Annotated in this window: 15 protein-coding genes; 8 read left to right on the top strand and 7 right to left on the bottom strand. The window is 67.7% G+C overall.

All coding sequences use genetic code 11. From position 1 onward, the window contains the following. Positions 1 to 489: 489 nt before the first annotated feature. The gene (locus AC1DCJ_RS18480) at positions 490 to 1,290 is read right to left on the bottom strand and encodes a dienelactone hydrolase family protein (protein WP_314403729.1); all 801 of its coding nucleotides are present in this window, start codon (positions 1,288 to 1,290) and stop codon (positions 490 to 492) included. Positions 1,291 to 1,468: 178 nt separating this feature from the next. Here AC1DCJ_RS18480 and AC1DCJ_RS18475 point away from each other — a divergent pair, with 178 nt between their 5' ends. Next, the gene (locus AC1DCJ_RS18475) at positions 1,469 to 2,068 is read left to right on the top strand and encodes an SMI1/KNR4 family protein (RefSeq protein ID WP_137188828.1); all 600 of its coding nucleotides are present in this window, start codon (positions 1,469 to 1,471) and stop codon (positions 2,066 to 2,068) included. A gap of 205 nt (positions 2,069 to 2,273) precedes the next feature. Here AC1DCJ_RS18475 and murD read toward each other — a convergent pair whose 3' ends face one another. The 3 genes from murD to AC1DCJ_RS18460 form a co-directional block, all read right to left on the bottom strand. After that, on the bottom strand, positions 2,274 to 3,683 hold the full coding sequence (murD, locus tag AC1DCJ_RS18470) for a UDP-N-acetylmuramoyl-L-alanine--D-glutamate ligase (protein ID WP_478071629.1): 1,410 nt from the start codon (positions 3,681 to 3,683) through the stop codon (positions 2,274 to 2,276). Then, a complete protein-coding gene (gene murL / locus AC1DCJ_RS18465) occupies positions 3,664 to 5,016 on the bottom strand; it encodes a UDP-N-acetyl-alpha-D-muramoyl-L-alanyl-L-glutamate epimerase (RefSeq protein ID WP_478071628.1) in 1,353 nt (450 codons plus the stop codon). The genes murD and murL overlap by 20 nt, the downstream gene beginning before the upstream one ends. Before the next feature lie 70 nt (positions 5,017 to 5,086). Continuing rightward, a complete protein-coding gene (locus AC1DCJ_RS18460; RefSeq protein WP_137188825.1) occupies positions 5,087 to 7,690 on the bottom strand; it encodes a bifunctional aspartate kinase/diaminopimelate decarboxylase in 2,604 nt (867 codons plus the stop codon). A 179-nt stretch (positions 7,691 to 7,869) separates the two neighbouring features. Here AC1DCJ_RS18460 and AC1DCJ_RS18455 point away from each other — a divergent pair, with 179 nt between their 5' ends. Next, positions 7,870 to 8,745 (top strand): PhzF family phenazine biosynthesis protein, encoded by an 876-nt coding sequence (locus AC1DCJ_RS18455; RefSeq protein WP_478071627.1) that lies wholly within the window; start codon positions 7,870 to 7,872, stop codon positions 8,743 to 8,745. A gap of 83 nt (positions 8,746 to 8,828) precedes the next feature. Here AC1DCJ_RS18455 and AC1DCJ_RS18450 read toward each other — a convergent pair whose 3' ends face one another. Next, on the bottom strand, positions 8,829 to 9,260 hold the full coding sequence (locus tag AC1DCJ_RS18450) for an OsmC family protein (protein ID WP_038689884.1): 432 nt from the start codon (positions 9,258 to 9,260) through the stop codon (positions 8,829 to 8,831). 376 nt (positions 9,261 to 9,636) lie between these two features. On the opposite strand from AC1DCJ_RS18450, the gene AC1DCJ_RS18445 reads away from it, so the two are divergent. The 4 genes from AC1DCJ_RS18445 (at position 9,637) to AC1DCJ_RS18430 (ending at position 11,934) form a co-directional block, all read left to right on the top strand. Continuing rightward, positions 9,637 to 10,035, top strand: a complete 399-nt coding sequence (locus AC1DCJ_RS18445) for an HU family DNA-binding protein (protein ID WP_038689886.1) — start codon at positions 9,637 to 9,639, stop codon at positions 10,033 to 10,035. 291 nt (positions 10,036 to 10,326) lie between these two features. Continuing rightward, on the top strand, positions 10,327 to 10,635 hold the full coding sequence (locus tag AC1DCJ_RS18440; protein WP_137188822.1) for a DUF3861 family protein: 309 nt from the start codon (positions 10,327 to 10,329) through the stop codon (positions 10,633 to 10,635). A 50-nt stretch (positions 10,636 to 10,685) separates the two neighbouring features. Next, a complete protein-coding gene (locus AC1DCJ_RS18435) occupies positions 10,686 to 11,237 on the top strand; it encodes a hypothetical protein (protein WP_478071626.1) in 552 nt (183 codons plus the stop codon). A gap of 100 nt (positions 11,238 to 11,337) precedes the next feature. Continuing rightward, positions 11,338 to 11,934, top strand: coding sequence for a DUF1439 domain-containing protein (locus AC1DCJ_RS18430; RefSeq protein WP_137188820.1), 597 nt, complete (start codon positions 11,338 to 11,340; stop codon positions 11,932 to 11,934). A 252-nt stretch (positions 11,935 to 12,186) separates the two neighbouring features. On the opposite strand, the gene AC1DCJ_RS18425 is transcribed toward AC1DCJ_RS18430, so the two are convergent. Together AC1DCJ_RS18425 and AC1DCJ_RS18420 are read right to left on the bottom strand one after the other, a co-directional pair. Next, entirely contained in the window at positions 12,187 to 12,729 is a 543-nt protein-coding gene (locus tag AC1DCJ_RS18425; RefSeq protein WP_478071625.1) for a type 1 glutamine amidotransferase domain-containing protein, read from the bottom strand. 123 nt (positions 12,730 to 12,852) lie between these two features. Continuing rightward, positions 12,853 to 13,320 (bottom strand): SET domain-containing protein, encoded by a 468-nt coding sequence (locus AC1DCJ_RS18420; RefSeq protein WP_038689895.1) that lies wholly within the window; start codon positions 13,318 to 13,320, stop codon positions 12,853 to 12,855. 175 nt (positions 13,321 to 13,495) lie between these two features. On the opposite strand from AC1DCJ_RS18420, the gene AC1DCJ_RS18415 reads away from it, so the two are divergent. Both AC1DCJ_RS18415 and sufB read left to right on the top strand, forming a co-directional pair. Continuing rightward, positions 13,496 to 13,948 (top strand): SUF system Fe-S cluster assembly regulator, encoded by a 453-nt coding sequence (locus AC1DCJ_RS18415; protein ID WP_038689897.1) that lies wholly within the window; start codon positions 13,496 to 13,498, stop codon positions 13,946 to 13,948. 16 nt (positions 13,949 to 13,964) lie between these two features. Next, positions 13,965 to 15,440, top strand: coding sequence for a Fe-S cluster assembly protein SufB (gene sufB, locus AC1DCJ_RS18410; RefSeq protein WP_478071624.1), 1,476 nt, complete (start codon positions 13,965 to 13,967; stop codon positions 15,438 to 15,440). The last annotated feature ends 54 nt before the right edge of the window (positions 15,441 to 15,494 follow it).

The raw sequence follows: 15,494 nt of genomic DNA, 5'->3' as shown, positions 1-15,494 counted from the left end.
GTGCAGCCGACCAACGGTCGGCTCTACCGGATTGTTCGTATCGGCACCCGGGGCAATGTGGCCCCTCACGGGTAGAGCCGACCGTTGGTCGGCTGCTCTTCCTCCCGACACCGCGATACCTGAGACATGCACCACGCTCCGCGGTGCAGCCGACCAACGGTCGGCTCTACCGGGGTGTTCGTATCAGCACCCGAGGCAATGTGGTCCCTCCCAGGTAGAGCCGACCGTTGGTCGGCTGCTCTTCCTCCCGGCGCCGCAATACCTGATACATGCACCGCGCCATGCGCGATGCAGCCGACCAACGGTCGGCTCTACCGGATTGTTCGTATCGACACCCGGGGCAATGTGGTCCCTCACGGGTAGAGCCGACCGTTGGTCGGCTGCCCTTCCTCCCGGCGCCTCGATCCCTGATACATGCACCACGCCACGCGCGGTGCAGCCGACCAACGGTCGGCTCTACCGCTTGCCTTTGCCGACCAACGGTCGGCTCTACCGCCGGCGGGTCTCGAACCGCTCGTCGAAGAATTCGTCGAGCGCCTTCCAGGCGCGTTTGGCGGCGCGTTCGTTGTACAGGCAGCCCGGCGGGCTGTTGGCATCGGCTTCGGCGAAGCAATGCACCGCGCCGCTGTAGTTGGTGAACTCCCAGTCGACCTTGGCCGCGTTCATTTCCTGCTCGAAGCTGGCGATGTCGTCCTTGCTCACGCCCTTGTCGTCGGCGCCATTGAGCACCAGCACCGAGGGATGGGGGCCACCGGCCTTGGCCGGCAACGGTGAGCCCAGTCCGCCGTGCAGGCTGACCACGCCGGCCAGCGGTGCGCCGGCCCGGGCCATTTCCAACACGGTGGTGCCGCCAAAGCAGAAGCCGACCGCGCCGATCCGCGATGCATCCAGCGGCGCCTTGCCGGCCTGGGCCTTGAGCACGTCGATGGCCTTCAGCGCGCGCGCCCGCAGCACAGGACGCTCGTTGCGCAGCTTGGTCGCCACCGGCCCCGCCTCGGCGTCGGTCTTCGGGCGCACGCCCTTGCCGTACACATCGGCCACCAGCACCACGTAGTCGTCGCCGGCCAGCTGCTTGGCCTTGGCGATCGCCGAGTCGTTGACCCCCTTCCAGTTCGGCACCATCACCAGCCCGGGGCGCTTGTCGCTGTCACCATCGTCGTAGACCAGCACGCCACTGAAGGTGGTGCCGTCCAGCTGCCATTCCACCGGCTGGGTCTTCATTGCCGCCATCGCCGGCAGCGCCACCATCCCCAACAGCACCGCCGCCCCCCACCGCCATTGCCTGACCATGCGCCTGCTCCTCCGGATAAGAACCCCGAGTGTAGGACGGCCAGGCGAACACCCCGTGTAGAGCGGGGCTCTGCCCCGCTGCCGTTCCCCACCGTCCGCAATCCAAAGCAGCGGGGCAGAGCCCCGCTCTACGAAAATCTGTCACCCTTGTCGGCCGCTTCTGCACGGACGCTGTTCCATGACGCTTGTCGATCGCTTCCTCACCGGTCTGGTGCCCCGCCTGCCCGACGACGACGTCGCCATGTGGGGCTGGACCGAAGGTGCCAGCGCCGCCGACCTGCAGCGCCTGCGTGCCCGTTGGCCGCAGGTGCCCGACAGCCTGGTGGAACTGCTGGGCCGGATCGATGGCACGCATTACCGCACCTACCCTGCCGGCGAAGTCTGCGTGCTGATGCTTGGCTCGGACGTCGGCCACTACCCGTACTACCTGCGGTCGGTCGAACAGATCTTCGAAGACACCGCCCAGTGGGACAGCTGGGGCGAGAGCATTCGCTCGATCTACGAGGAATGGCTGGAGGAAGACCCCGATATCCTCGGCGCCGGCATCGATGCCGACCTGCCCATGGGGCAGCGCCTGTGCTTCTCGCACTGCTGCAACAACGGGGGCACCTCGGTGCTGTACCTGGATTTCGATCCCGCGCCCGGCGGCACCGTGGGCCAGGTGGTGCGCTACCTGCATGATCCGGACAGCTATGCGGTGATCGCGCCGGGTTTTGATGCGTACCTGGAGCAGTTGATCGAGGGCGAGTACCTGTTCATGGCCGAGCAGGACGGGTGATGGGGTGAGGCCCGGGGGGGATCGGGTGCGCGCGTGGGCGCAGGGTCGTTTTCCCCGGGGAACCGCAGCCGACCAACGGTCGGCTCTACCAACGGTGACGAAGGCCGACCCACCGTCCGGCGCTGCAGCCGACCAACGGTCGGCTCTACCAACGGTGACGGAGGCCGACCCACCGTCCGGTGCTGCAGCCGACCAACGGTCGGCTCTACGCGATGCCGATGCCGGCGATGGCGGTGATGGCGTCCGGGTCGAACCCGGCCAGTTCGGCGAAATGGCGGCCGCGGGCGACGTAGTCGCGGTACACGCCGTAGCTGGGCGCGCCGGGCGACATCAATACCACCCCGCCCTGCTCGCCCAGTGCGGTGCGGGCCAGTTGCAGTGCTTCAGGCAGGTCGGCGGCCGCATGCAGCCCGAAGCGGCCAGCATCGGCCAGCGGTTGCAGCAACGCATGGATGCGCGGGCCGTTGGCGCCCAGGGTGATGATCTCCACCGGCGGCACGTCGTGGGCCATGTGCTGCACGAAGTCGTGCCAGTCCAGCCCGCGGTCATGGCCGCCCACCAGCAGCGCGATGCGCTGCCCGGCGAAACAGTCCAGCGCCGCCAGGCTGGCGTGCGGGGTGGTGCTGATCGAATCGTTGACGAAGGTCAGGCCATCGCGCGTGCCCAGGGTCTGCAGGCGGTTGGGCAGCGGGCGGAAGTGCTGCACGGCCGGTGCCAGCGCCGCTGCATCCAGCCCCAGGGCCTCCAGCGCCGCCAGCACCGCGCACAGGTTGCCGCGGTTGTGCCGGCCAGGCAGTGGCGTGTTGGCGGTATCGAATACCGCATGTTCGCCGCGATACACCACCTCGCCCCGCATGTGCCAGCCCTGCGGCTGGTTGAACCACACCACCTGGCTGTGCGGCAGCGACAACGCGGCCAGGTGCGGGTCGGCGGCATTGAGAACGGCAACGCGCGGCTGCGCCTCGGTGACCAGGCGCAGCTTGTCGGCGATGTAGCGCGCTTCGCTGCCGTGCCAGTCCAGGTGTTCGGGGAACAGGTTGAGCACGATCGCCACCTGCGGGTGCGCGCCACTGCGCGCGACCTCGCCGGTCTGGTAACTGGACAGCTCCACCGCCCAATACTGCGGCGTCGGCTGCGGGTCCAGCACTTCCAGCAGCGGCAGGCCGATATTGCCCACCAGCGCGGTGCGTGCGCCGGACGCGCGCAGCAGGTGCGCCAGCAGCGAGGTGGTGGTGCTTTTGCCCTTGGTACCGGTCACGCACACCGTGTCATGCACGGTGCCATCGGCTGCGGCGTGTTCGGCAAACCACAGCGAGGTGCCGCCGATGAACTGCGTGCCCGCGGCCGTGGCGTGCAGTGCCGCCTCGCCATACGGGCTGATGCCCGGCGACTTGATCACCACCTCGAACGCGGCCAAGGCCTCGCCGGTCACGTCCGAACGCACGGTCAACGCACCCGCGGTTTCTGCGCGTGCGGCAGCCGCCTCGGCGTCGGGGCAGAACAGGGTCAGCGGCAGCGACGGCAGCCGCTGACGCAGCACGCCGAAGGCAGCGCGCCCTTCCCGTCCCCAGCCCCACAACGCAACGCGCTTGCCCTCAAGCTGCGAAATTCGCACGCAGGCGCTCCCAGATCCGCGCCGGGATGCGGTGCTCGCCTTCTAGCACCAGCAACGGCGCGATGCCGAGCTCGGCACTGTCCAGCTGCGGCTGGATCTCACTGACGAAACGTTTCACCAGCGCATCTTCGGCCCACTCCGGGCGCGCCGCCAGGGTGGCCATGGCCGCGCGCGATTCGCGGCCTTCGCCCACGCATTCGAACGGCTTGTGGTCCTGGAATTCCAGCAGCGCATCGAAGCCGCCGGCCTGCTCCGCATCGTCCAGCAGGTTGCGGCCGAAGATCGCCACCAGGCGGGTCTTGGGCATGAACGGGGCCAGCGCCAGGAACACGAAGTGGCACTTCGGGCAGACCCCGCACCAGCGGTTCACCGGGCGCTCGCCCAGGATGTGGAAGTTGCGGTTGCAGCTGGAGAAGTGCGCGTCGTAGAAGTCGCTCTTGGCGAACTGCCGCGCCACCGCCAGTTCCGAGAGCGGGCGCAGCAGCGAGTAATAGTGCAGGTCGGCAGCCACGTGCTGCTCAAGGTATTCCCCGAACGCCTGCTCGAACGCCCAACCCTTGGACCACTGGTGGTTCACCTCGCCGGTGCCGGGAATCTGGCTGCCATAGCTGGCCGAGCGCTCGTTGGAGAACACCACCTGGTCCACGCCCTGCAACAGCGCGGCCAGCACCATGATCGCCGAGTTCACCGCGGTCACCGGGATGTGCCCGTTCCACGCGCCCTGGCGGTTCAGTTCAAACAGTTCCGGGGCCAGCGCGCGGCCGATGTTCAAAGTAGGCAGGCCGGTACGCTCGGCGCACGCACGGATCAGCTGCGACCCGCCGATCCAGGTGACTGTTTCGGCAATGCCCAGCCCGCGCAGGGCCTCGATGCTCACCAGCGAATCCTTGCCGCCGCCGATGGCCACCAGCGCGTGTTCGCGCAGCCCCATCGCCGGGGCGCTGAACGCCTCGCCGTCCACCGGCAGGCGGAAACGACCGCGCAGGTTCAGGCCGTTGCGGTAGGCGAACTCGCCCAGGCCATTGAGGTAGATCTCCTCCACCAGCGCCGCGGTCGCCGCGTCGATGCTGTAGCTGTCGATGCGCACCTGGTCGGGCACGCCGGCCTTGTAGTAGCTCACGCCGGCAATCAGGTGCAGCAGGCGCAGGGCGCGCTGCACCGCCTCGGCACGCGCGCCGTCCAGCGCGAACGGTGCGCCGGGAATGGTGACCGTCTCGGTCAGCTCGGGGCCGTCGTCGAAGGCATAGACCAGCTGCGCCACGCCGGTATCCGCGGCGAATTCGCAGCGGACGAAGCGGAAAACGGCAACCTGGTGTTTATCGAAAGCAGTCATGGTGTATCCGGTTCAGAGGGCGGCCGTGCGTGTGCACGGCGCGTCTTCAAGGGTGGGCGGCAGGCGGCGGTCAAGGACCGTCATCGATGACGTCCTCGCGCGGCAGCTCGCGCTGGTTGTAGGTGTTGGCCATGACGTAACCGTAGGCACCGGCATCGGCGATCAGCATCACATCGTCCGGCGCGGTCGAGACCGGCAGCTTGCGGCGCTTGCCGAACACATCGCTGGACTCGCAGATCGGGCCGACCACGTCGAACGCAGCCTCGGCATAGCCGCCGAGCCGGCTCAGGTTCTCGATGTCGTGCCAGGCGTCATACAGGGCCGGGCGCATCAGCGTGTTCATGCCCGCATCCAGACCCACGCGGCGCACGCCGTCCTTTTCGATCACCTGGGTGGCCGTGGCCAGCAGCACACCCGATTCGGCCACCAGATAGCGGCCCGGTTCGATCGCCAGCCGGAACGCCGGGTGCACCGCCTTGACCTCGGCCAGACCGACGGCCCAGGCGTCCAGGTCGAACGGTTCGTCGTCGGCGCTGTAGGGAATGGGCAGGCCACCGCCAATGTCGATGGTTTCCACGCTGCCGATGCGCCGCGCGAAACCGGCCAGCTCATCGCACATCAGGCGCCAGTGCTGCGCGGTTTCCACGCCACTGCCCAGGTGCGCATGCAGGCCCACCACGCGGGTGCCCAGCTCGGTGGCCAGGCGCACGAACTCGTCCACGCGGGCGATCGGCAGGCCGAACTTGGAGTCCTTGCCGCCAGTGCGGACCTTGGCGTGGTGGCCTTCGCCACGGCCCAGGTCCACGCGCAGCCACAGCTCGCGGTTGCGGAACAGGTCCGGCCAGCGCTGCAGCGCTTCCACGTTGTCCACGGTGACGGTGACGCCCAGCGCGAACGCCGCGTCGTACTCGCTGCGCGGGGCGAAGCTGGGGGTGAACAGCACGCGCTTGGGCGACAGCGTGGGCAGCGTGTTGAACACGTGCTTGAGCTCGCCGTGCGACACGCACTCCAGGCCGAAGCCTTCCTGCTCCAGCACCTCCAGGATGGCCGGGTGCGAGTTGGCCTTGATCGCGTAGTAACGCTGGTCGATGGCCTTGATCGCGGTCAGCGCGCGCGCACGGGCGCGCACCGTGGGCAGGTTGTACACGTAGCGCGGCGTACCGGCCTGGGCGAGTGTCAGCAGGTGCGCGCGCTGGCCCCGCCACCAGGCGGTTTCGCGCGGGCGCACGGTGCCGGCGATCTCGCGCCAGCGCGGGCCGAACACTTCGCCCTCTTCCACCGGCATCGCGCCGCTGTCGATCAGCTCGGCGTGCAGGATCGGCAGCAGGCCGTCGGCGTCGGCTTCATCGATGACGAAGGTCAGGTTGAGGTCGTTGGACGACTGCGAAATCATGTGCACGCGCTCGCGCCCGAACGTGGCCCACACGTCCGACAGCTTGTGCAGCAGCGACCGCATGCCGCGCCCGACCAGGGTGATCGCCGCGCACGGCACGATGATCTTCACCTTGCAGATCTGCGACAGGTCGGCCGACAGCGCGGCCAGCACGTCGGTGTTGACCAGGTTCTCGGACGGGTCCAGCGACACGGTGACGTTGGTTTCGGCCGAACCGATCAGGTCCACCGACAGCCCGTGCTTCTTGAACAGCCCGAACACGTCGGCCAGGAAGCCCACCTGCTGCCACATGCCGATGCCTTCCATGGACACCAGCACGATGCCGTTGCGGCGGCTGATCGCCTTCACCCCCGGCACCAGCGCGGCGTTGCCGTCGATGCTGGTGCCCGGCAGTTCCGGGCGCTCAGTGTCCAGGATGGCCATCGGCACACCGGCGTCGCGGCACGGCTTGATCGAGCGCGGGTGCAGCACCTTGGCGCCGGTGGTGGCGATTTCCTGTGCTTCGTAATAGTCCAGCCGGGTCAGCAGGCGCGCATCGGGCACGTCGCGCGGATTGGCGCTGAACATGCCCGGCACGTCGGTCCAGATTTCCACGCGGCTGGCGCCCAGCAGCGCACCGAAGTACGCCGCCGAGGTGTCCGAGCCGCCGCGGCCGAGGATGGCGGTGCCGCCATCGGCGTGGCGCGAGATGAAGCCCTGGGTGATCAGCATGCGCGTGGGCTGGGCGCGGAAACGCGCGGCCCAGTCGGCATCGGCACGCCACTGGCAGTTCACCGACAACCGCTGCGACCAGTCGCTCTGGTTGGGCTGCGGCGGCAGCGCATCCAGCCACTGCCGCGCGTCCATCCAGCCGAAGTCCAGGCCGCTGGCATGCAGGTACGCCGCGCCCACCGTGGAGGACAGCAGCTCGCCCTGGCCCAGCACATCGGCCTGCCAGTCCAGCGGGCGGCTGGCCGCGCGCGGGTCATCGAGCAGCCCGGACAACCCGGCCAGGCGTTCATCCAGCGCGGTGGCGTCCAGCCCCAGCTCGACCAGGAACTCGCGGTGGCGGGCCACAAGCGCATCCACGCGGGCCCGGCTGTCGGCGGCGCCGTCGGCAATGGCGGTCAGTTCATTGGTGACCCCGGACAGCGCCGACACCACCACCAGCACGCGCGCGCCGGTTTCTTCCGCACGTTTTTTCGCCAGCTTCCCGATCGTGTCCCAGCGGTGACGACGCGACACGGAGGTGCCGCCGAACTTCAGTACGATCCAACGATCGACAAGGGGGGAAGCTGACATGGAAGTAAAGAGGGTTTCGTAGTGAGGGGGGGATTCGCCCGGCACACCGGCCGAACTCCCGATTCTATGCCAAGCCCGGCCCCGGCAGGGCCTGCGCGGGCACCTTGGGTGCCCCGAAAGCGGGCCCGGGGCCGTCCCGGATTGGTAAGCTGCCCGACCGTTTCGCAGACCCTGACGCCATGACTTCCCGCCGTTTCCTGCAGTTGGACGTGTTTTCCCCCTACCCCGGCGCCGGCAACCCCCTGGCGGTGGTGCTGGACGCCGAAGGCCTGGATGAGGCGGCGATGCAGGCCATCGCGCGCTGGACCCGGCTGCCGGAGACCACCTTCGTGTTCGCACCGGAGGCGCTCGGCAGCAGCTACCGCCTGCGCATGTTCAGCCCGCAGAAGGAAGTGCCGTTCGCCGGCCACCCCAGCGTGGGCACCGCGCACGCGGTGCTGGAGGAGGCCGTGGCTGCGCCAGTGGACGGCGTGCTGGTCCAGGACGGCATTGCCGGCACGCTGCCCTTGCAAGTGGACGGCACGGGCGCGGCGCGCACCATCGCCATCCGCACCCCGCGCGCCAGCGTGGCCGAGGTGGCGCAGCCGGGCGACCCGCGCCTGCAGGCGGCATTGGCCGGCTGGGCGCTGGGCGCATTGCCGCCGGCGCGCATGGCTGGTGGGCGCAGCTGGTGGGTGGTGGAACTGCGCGATGAGGCCACCCTGCGTGCGCTGCGGCCCGACTGGGACGCGATTGCCGCACTGGCCGAAAGCACCGACAGCATGGGTGTGTTCGCCTATGCGCGCAGCACGGGCGAGTCGTGGGACCTGGCAGTGCGGGCGTTCGTCGGCAATGGTCGCCGCTTCGAGGATGCCGCCTCCGGGGCCGCCAACGCAGTACTCGCCGCGTGGCTGGACACCCGCAATGTGCTGCCCGGCAACGGGCGCCGCTACGTGGTGAGCCAGGGTCGCGAAGTGGGCCACGATGCGCGGCTCAGCCTGCATATCGATGCGCACGGTGATGTGTGGTCGGGCGGCCAGGTGCAGACCGTGATCCGCGGCACCCTGGACTGGTAGAACCGGCTGCGGCCTGCCCCACGGGGACCGCCGCCCTGCGGGTGCCGGCCATTGGTCGGCACCCCTGAAGCAGCCGTTGGGCGTTACGCCAGCTCGGCTTCCATGCTGATCGGCACTGCGCTCAGTGCCTTGGACACCGGGCAATTCTGCTTGGCGTCATCGGCGATCGCCCGGAACTGGGTGGCGTCGATGTTGGGCACCACGGCCTTCACCTTCAAGGTGATCTGCGACAGCTGCGGGCCGCCTTCCATGGAAAGATCCACCTTGGCTTCGGTATCCAGCGAGGTCGGCACGAACCCGGCCTCGGTGAGCTTGGCCGACAGCGCCATGGTGAAGCAGCCGGCGTGCGCGGCGGCGATCAGTTCTTCCGGGTTGGTGCCCTTCTCATCGCCAAAGCGGCTGCTGAAGGCATAGCGGGTCTTGTCCAGCAGGCCGCTCTGCGGCGTGCTCAATTGTCCCTTGCCTGTCTTGAGGTCACCTTCCCAGTGCGCGGTGGCATGACGCGAAATACCCATCGGTGTGTCTCCTGCGGATGAATGGCAGGTCCAGCATGGACGAGGCGGCGTTAGCACGGCGTCGGTCCGGCGGCCGTGCCGACGGCGGGCGCTGGCCCGGGGCCCGTGACCAGACCGCGCGGCGGCAGAAAAACCGCTGTTTTCAAGGGGTTTGGGCGGTACCGGCAGGCGGCCAGTGGATCCTGACCGACGCCGCAGGACCGACCGTCCGCCCTGTTTTTCGGGCATGTGCTGATGCACTGCAGTAACCGGCAGGCAGGAAATCGCGAACTTTTATGCAATTGCCTATTGGCGGCGCCGCCTGGTTGGCCTACATTTCGCTTGCCGACCGGGTTCGGCGCGACCAAACAACCAACCGTTCACGGAACAGGAAACCATGGCAAAGACCGCTAAGAAGGCTGCCCCGAAGAAGGCAGTAAAGAAAGTCGCTACCAAGGCAGCCGCCAAGCCGGCCGCTCCCAAGCCGATCAAGGACGTACTGAGCAAGTCTGGTCTGGTTGCACACATCGTTGAAACGTCCGGCGTTGTCGCCAAGGACGTGCGCGCCGTGCTCGCCTCGCTGGAAGGCGCCGTCGCCGCTTCGGTGCACAAGAAGGGCGCGGGCAGCTTCACCCTGCCGGGCCTGCTGAAGATCACCACCGTCAGCGTTGCGGCCAAGCCGAAGCGCAAGGGGATCAATCCGTTCACCAAGGAAGAGCAGTGGTTTGCCGCCAAGCCGGCTTCCACCAAGCTGAAGGTGCGTCCGCTCAAGAAGCTCAAGGACGCTGCGCTGTAACCAGCGCGTTTCCTGCAGCACCCGAACGGGACGGCCTTGGCCGTCCCGTTCTTTTTTGAGCCGCCTGTCGACACGACCGCTCTCGCGTCCTGCCCCCTGCACGCAGCGAAACACAGCGTTGCCAATTGGGGGAAACCGTCGCGCAGGCTGCGCAAACGCTGCGCCCACGGCCATCTCCGGGTACTTGTGCAGGCGTGGAACGCACATGGTGGAACACTGCGTGCGGCCGCGCCCGTCGCCGCCGGCCACGGGCACGCCTATGGTGGTTTCGTCCCCCTAACGCGTACCGTCATGACCAGCCCCTCCCAGCGCTACCGCATTACCGTCACCCCGATCGAGAAGGACGGGTTGCAGTGCAGCGGACGCTGCACGATCGAACTGGAACATCGCGCGCAGCAGGACTGGATGCGCCTGCTGGAAATCGCGCGGCGCCAGACCGGCCTGAGCGGCGACGAGCGTGCCGCCGCGATCGTGGCTACCCAGCTGCTGCACGACTTGGCGCGCCGCCACGCCCAGGACCCGACCCACCCGCTGACGGGGCTGCAGCCGCAGCTGGGCGAGGTGCTGCAGGCGCTTGAGGCGATCCAGCAGGCGCCCTGAGCGCGCCCGCCGACCGCTACACTCTGCCCTTCACTTGGGGAGAGTGCCGCATGCGTCGTGCCGTGATCCTGTTGCCGCTGCTGCTGGGTGGGTGTTCCTGCGAGCGTCACCCCGCACCGGACGCGCCAGGCGCTACCGCGACCGCCCCGTCCGGAACCGCTGCCGCCCAGGCAACCGGCAGTCCCGATGCCACCGCCCTTGCCGCCCTCGCGCCGGCACCGCTGAGCGCTGTGGCACCCGGTGCCGAGGATGAAGTCAGGGTGGTGCGCAACTACCTCAATGCACTCGCGCGCGGCGACCTTGCCGCCGCTGACGCGTCCTGGCGTGGTGGGCGCACCGCGAGCCACGCCGATGATGCCCTGCTGCGCACGTTGATCGGCCAGCCCGGACAGTCGCAGATACTCAGCCTGCGCATGGACACCCAGACGCCCATCGCCCGTGACCAGGCCCAGCCCTCGCGATTGCGCGAAGTGCCGGTACGGATCCGCGCGATGACGGCCAATGGTCCACTGAATTACCAGGGTTGGTACCGTTTGCAGCCGCGCGCCGATGGCAGCGGCTGGGAAATCCACGGCGCGTCGGTGCACCCGGTACTGGACTGACCGCCCAGCAACGACTGCGTCGCGGCAGGGGCGGCGTCCAAGCTGGATTCAGCCGGAAGCGCTATCGTTGGCGTCTCCTCATTCGCCACGGCCCGCCCCCATGAACGCACGCCCGTTGTTGTCCCGCCTCGCCGCATGCACCGTGCTGATCGCCGCCGCGGTCGGTGCGCAGGCGGCGCCGAGTGTGTCCGGCCGCCAGTTGTCGGTGGGCGCCAGCGATGTGCAGCAGTACCTGGACGGCAGCTTCCCGCGCACCCAGGACGCGCTTGGCGGCCTGATCGCCATGACCATGAGCCACCCGCAGCTGGCCCTGCCCCAAGGCAACCGCCTGGACCTGGGGTTTGATATCGCGATGGCTACGGCCGGCAGTGCTCCGGCTGCCCTGGGCAAGGTGAAATTGAGCAGCGGGCTGCGCTACGACGCCCAAACCCAAGGCTTCCACCTCGACCAGCCGACCGTGGACGACTTCACCCCGGCCAACAACGGCGGCCGCCTGGATTCGCGGACGCGCAGCCTGCTCAATGCCTGGCTGACCGACTACGCGCGGCGCGAGCCGATCTACAAGATCGATCCCACCGTGGCCAGCGTGCTGGGTGCGCTGCAGGTGCAATCGGCCCAAGTGGAGAACGGCAAGCTGGTGGTGACGTTCAATCAGGATCTCGGCAAGCTGGTCCCGGCGGGCATGCTGGGCAAATGATGCGGGCGCGCACCGACCAACGGTCGGTGCCTACCCAGGGATGCATGCCGCGGCGGTGATGGGCACGTGCACCGACCAACGGTCGGTGCCTACCCGCGGATGCATGTCGCGGCGTTGACCGACCAACGGTCGGTGCCTACCGGATGATCGGTGCGCCGGTAGGTACCGACCGTTGGTCGGTACGCATCACGTCGGTACCCATCACGTGGGTGCGCATCACGTCGGTACGCACCCCGTCGGTCCCCGCCTCGATCAACCGGCCAATGCCTTGGCCACCGCATCGGCGAATGCGGGAATGTCATCCGGCTTGCGGCTGGTGATGAGGTTGCCGTCCACCACCACCTCGGCATCGCGCCACTGCGCGCCCGCGTTGGTCAGGTCGGTTTTCAGCGACGGCCACGAGGTGACCGCGTGGCCCTTGGCCAACCCCGATTCCAGCAGCAGCCACGGGCCATGGCAGATCGCCGCGACGGGCTTGCCCGCTGCGCCAAATGCCTTGATGAAGTCCACGGCCTGCGTGTCGATGCGCAGCGTGTCGGGGTTGATCACCCCGCCCGGCAGCACCAGCGCGTGGTACGCATCCGGTTTCGCCGCCGTCAGCGCCTGATCCACCGCCACCGATTCGCCCCAGTCCTTGCCCTTCCAGCCGCGGATCTGGCTGGCATCGCCCGGTGCGATCACCGTGACCGTGGCGCCCCACCCTTCCAGCAGGCGCTTGGGTTCCTGCAATTCGGACTGTTCAAAACCATCGGTGGCCAGGATCGCCACCTGCTTGCCGTTGAGTGCGTGTGCCATGGAAAGGCTCCGGTAGAAAGGAGCCTTCAGTCTGCCGCGCCGCGCATTGGGCAACGGTGACCAGCATGTGCAGGCCGCGTGGGCAGTGCCGGCAGCCACCGGCACCCCGTGCACGCCGCCGGATCAGCGCTTGGGCTGCAGCATCGTCCCGGTGCACTTCTTCGACCCGCAGCGGCATTCCCAGATCTTCTTCAGGCGCGCGGTGTGGCGCTCGGCCAGGGTGATGCCGTAGTTGTAGGTCAGCTCGTCGCCCGGCTTGATGTCCTTGATCGCCTCGATGAACACCTTGTCCTCGCGGCGGTTGTCGCCCTCGGCTTCCTCGATCACCGCTTCACAGTTCGGGTCGCAGCTGTGGTTCAACCAGCGCGCGTCGTTGCCCTTGTAGTTGGCATCGATGACGTAATCGTCGTTCAGGGTGAACAGGAACGTGTGCCCGCTCTCGACATCCCCGGTATCATCGGCATCCACATCGGCGTGGCTGCGCAGCAACCCCTTGTACTGGATGACCCGCTCGCCCTGCTTGATCGGCGCCAGCGCGAACACGCCATTGCCGTGGATGGAGGACTTGCGGGCTTGGATCTTCTTGGGCATGTGGCTGGCCGTTGCGGAAGGTAAGCCCCGATTCTCGCTTAATCTTTGTGATTGCCAAAGCCATGCGACGCCCAGCCCCTGCAGCGTCCCCCGGGATCGCGCCTGAACGGGGTGGGTTGGATGCCCGCGGAGAAAAGCGTACAATTTCAGTCCGCTTTACGATTCCACCCTCCCCATGCTCCGCGTCACCAAACTCACCGATTACGCCACCGTCGTGCTGACCGTGCTCGCCGCCCGCCCGGGCGAAGTACTCAGCGCGACCGAACTGGCCGAGTTCGCCAGCCTTGAGCCGCCCACCGTCAGCAAGCTGCTCAAGCCGCTGGCCCAGGCCGGGCTGGTCGAAGGGCTGCGCGGCGTCCGCGGCGGTTACCGCCTGACCCGACCGGCCGAGCAGATCACCCTGTTCGAGATCGTGGAAGCCATGGAGGGCCCGCTGGGCCTGACCGAGTGCGCCCACGAGCACAGCCAGTGCGGGCGCGAGATGCAATGCGGCGCGCGCAGCAGCTGGCGGCTGATCAACGACGTGGTGTCCGAAGCACTGCGCGCGGTCAGCCTGGCGCAGATCCTGCCCCCTCTTCCCCTTGTTGATGCTTCGCGCCGCGTGATCGCGGCCGATGTCGTCTCCTGATCCACAGGCAGCCCCCATGGCCACCGATATCCTCGACACCGTCGCCACCGGCGATACCCCCAACCGCGAGATCCACGAGCAGCTCGGCCGCAAGTATTCGGCCGGCTTCATCACCGATATCGAATCGGACTCGCTGCCGCCTGGCCTGGACGAGGACACCATCCGTGCCCTGTCGGCCAAGAAGGAAGAGCCGGAATGGATGACGCAGTGGCGCCTGGACGCCTACCGCCACTTCCTGACCATGCCGGTGCCGAACTGGGCCAAGCTGCAGATCGCCCCGATCGACCTGCAGTCGCTGAGCTATTACTCCGCGCCGAAGGGCCCGAAGTACGCCTCGCTGGACGACGTGCCCAAGGAACTGCTGGACACCTACGACAAGCTGGGCGTGCCGCTGCACGAGCGCGCCAAGCTGGCCGGCGTGGCCGTGGATGCGGTGTTCGATTCGGTCTCGGTGGGCACCACCTTCCGCAAGGAACTGGCCGAGAAGGGCGTGATCTTCTGCTCGATGTCCGAAGCCATCAAGGAGCACCCGGAACTGGTCAAACAGTACCTGGGCACCGTGGTGCCGGTCGGCGACAACTACTTCGCCGCGTTGAATTCGGCGGTGTTCTCCGACGGCAGCTTCGTGTTCATTCCCAAGGGCGTGCGTTGCCCGATGGAACTGAGCACCTACTTCCGCATCAACGCCGGCCACACCGGCCAGTTCGAGCGCACCCTGATCATCTGCGAGGACAAGGCGTACGTGTCCTACCTGGAAGGCTGCACCGCGCCGATGCGCGATGAAAACCAGCTGCACGCCGCGGTGGTCGAGCTGGTGGCGCTGGAAGATGCCGAGATCAAGTATTCCACGGTGCAGAACTGGTACCCGGGCGACGAGAACGGCGTGGGCGGCATCTACAACTTCGTCACCAAGCGTGCCGAATGCCGTGGCGCGCGCAGCAAGGTCACCTGGACCCAGGTGGAAACCGGTTCGGCCATCACCTGGAAGTACCCGTCCTGCGTGCTGCTGGGCGATGACTCGGTGGGCGAGTTCCACTCGGTCGCGCTGACCCACCATCGCCAGCAGGCCGACACCGGCACCAAGATGATCCACATCGGCAAGCGCACCAAGAGCAAGATCGTCAGCAAGGGCATCAGTGCCGGGCGTGGCCAGAACACCTACCGTGGCCTGGTCAAGGTGGACCGCAACGCCGACGGCGCGCGCAACTACACCCAGTGCGACTCGCTGCTGATCGGCAAGACCTCCGGCGCGCACACCTTCCCGTACATCGAGGTCAAGAACCCGGGCGCGACGGTGGAGCACGAGGCAACCACCTCCAAGATTTCCGACGACCAGCTGTTCTATTGCCGCGCGCGCGGCATCGACCAGGAAAACGCGGTGTCGATGATCGTCGATGGCTTCTGCAAGCAGGTCTTCCGCGAGCTGCCGATGGAGTTCGCGGTGGAAGCCAAGAAGCTGCTGGAAGTGTCGCTGGAAGGGTCTGTGGGTTAACCCCACCGCCGCCTTCGTTTGAATTTTTCAGCCACGCATGGCGTGGCGCTACCC

The organism is Stenotrophomonas sp. 10N36 (genome assembly GCF_056395005.1).
This window is presented reverse-complemented; position numbering and strand designations above follow the sequence as displayed.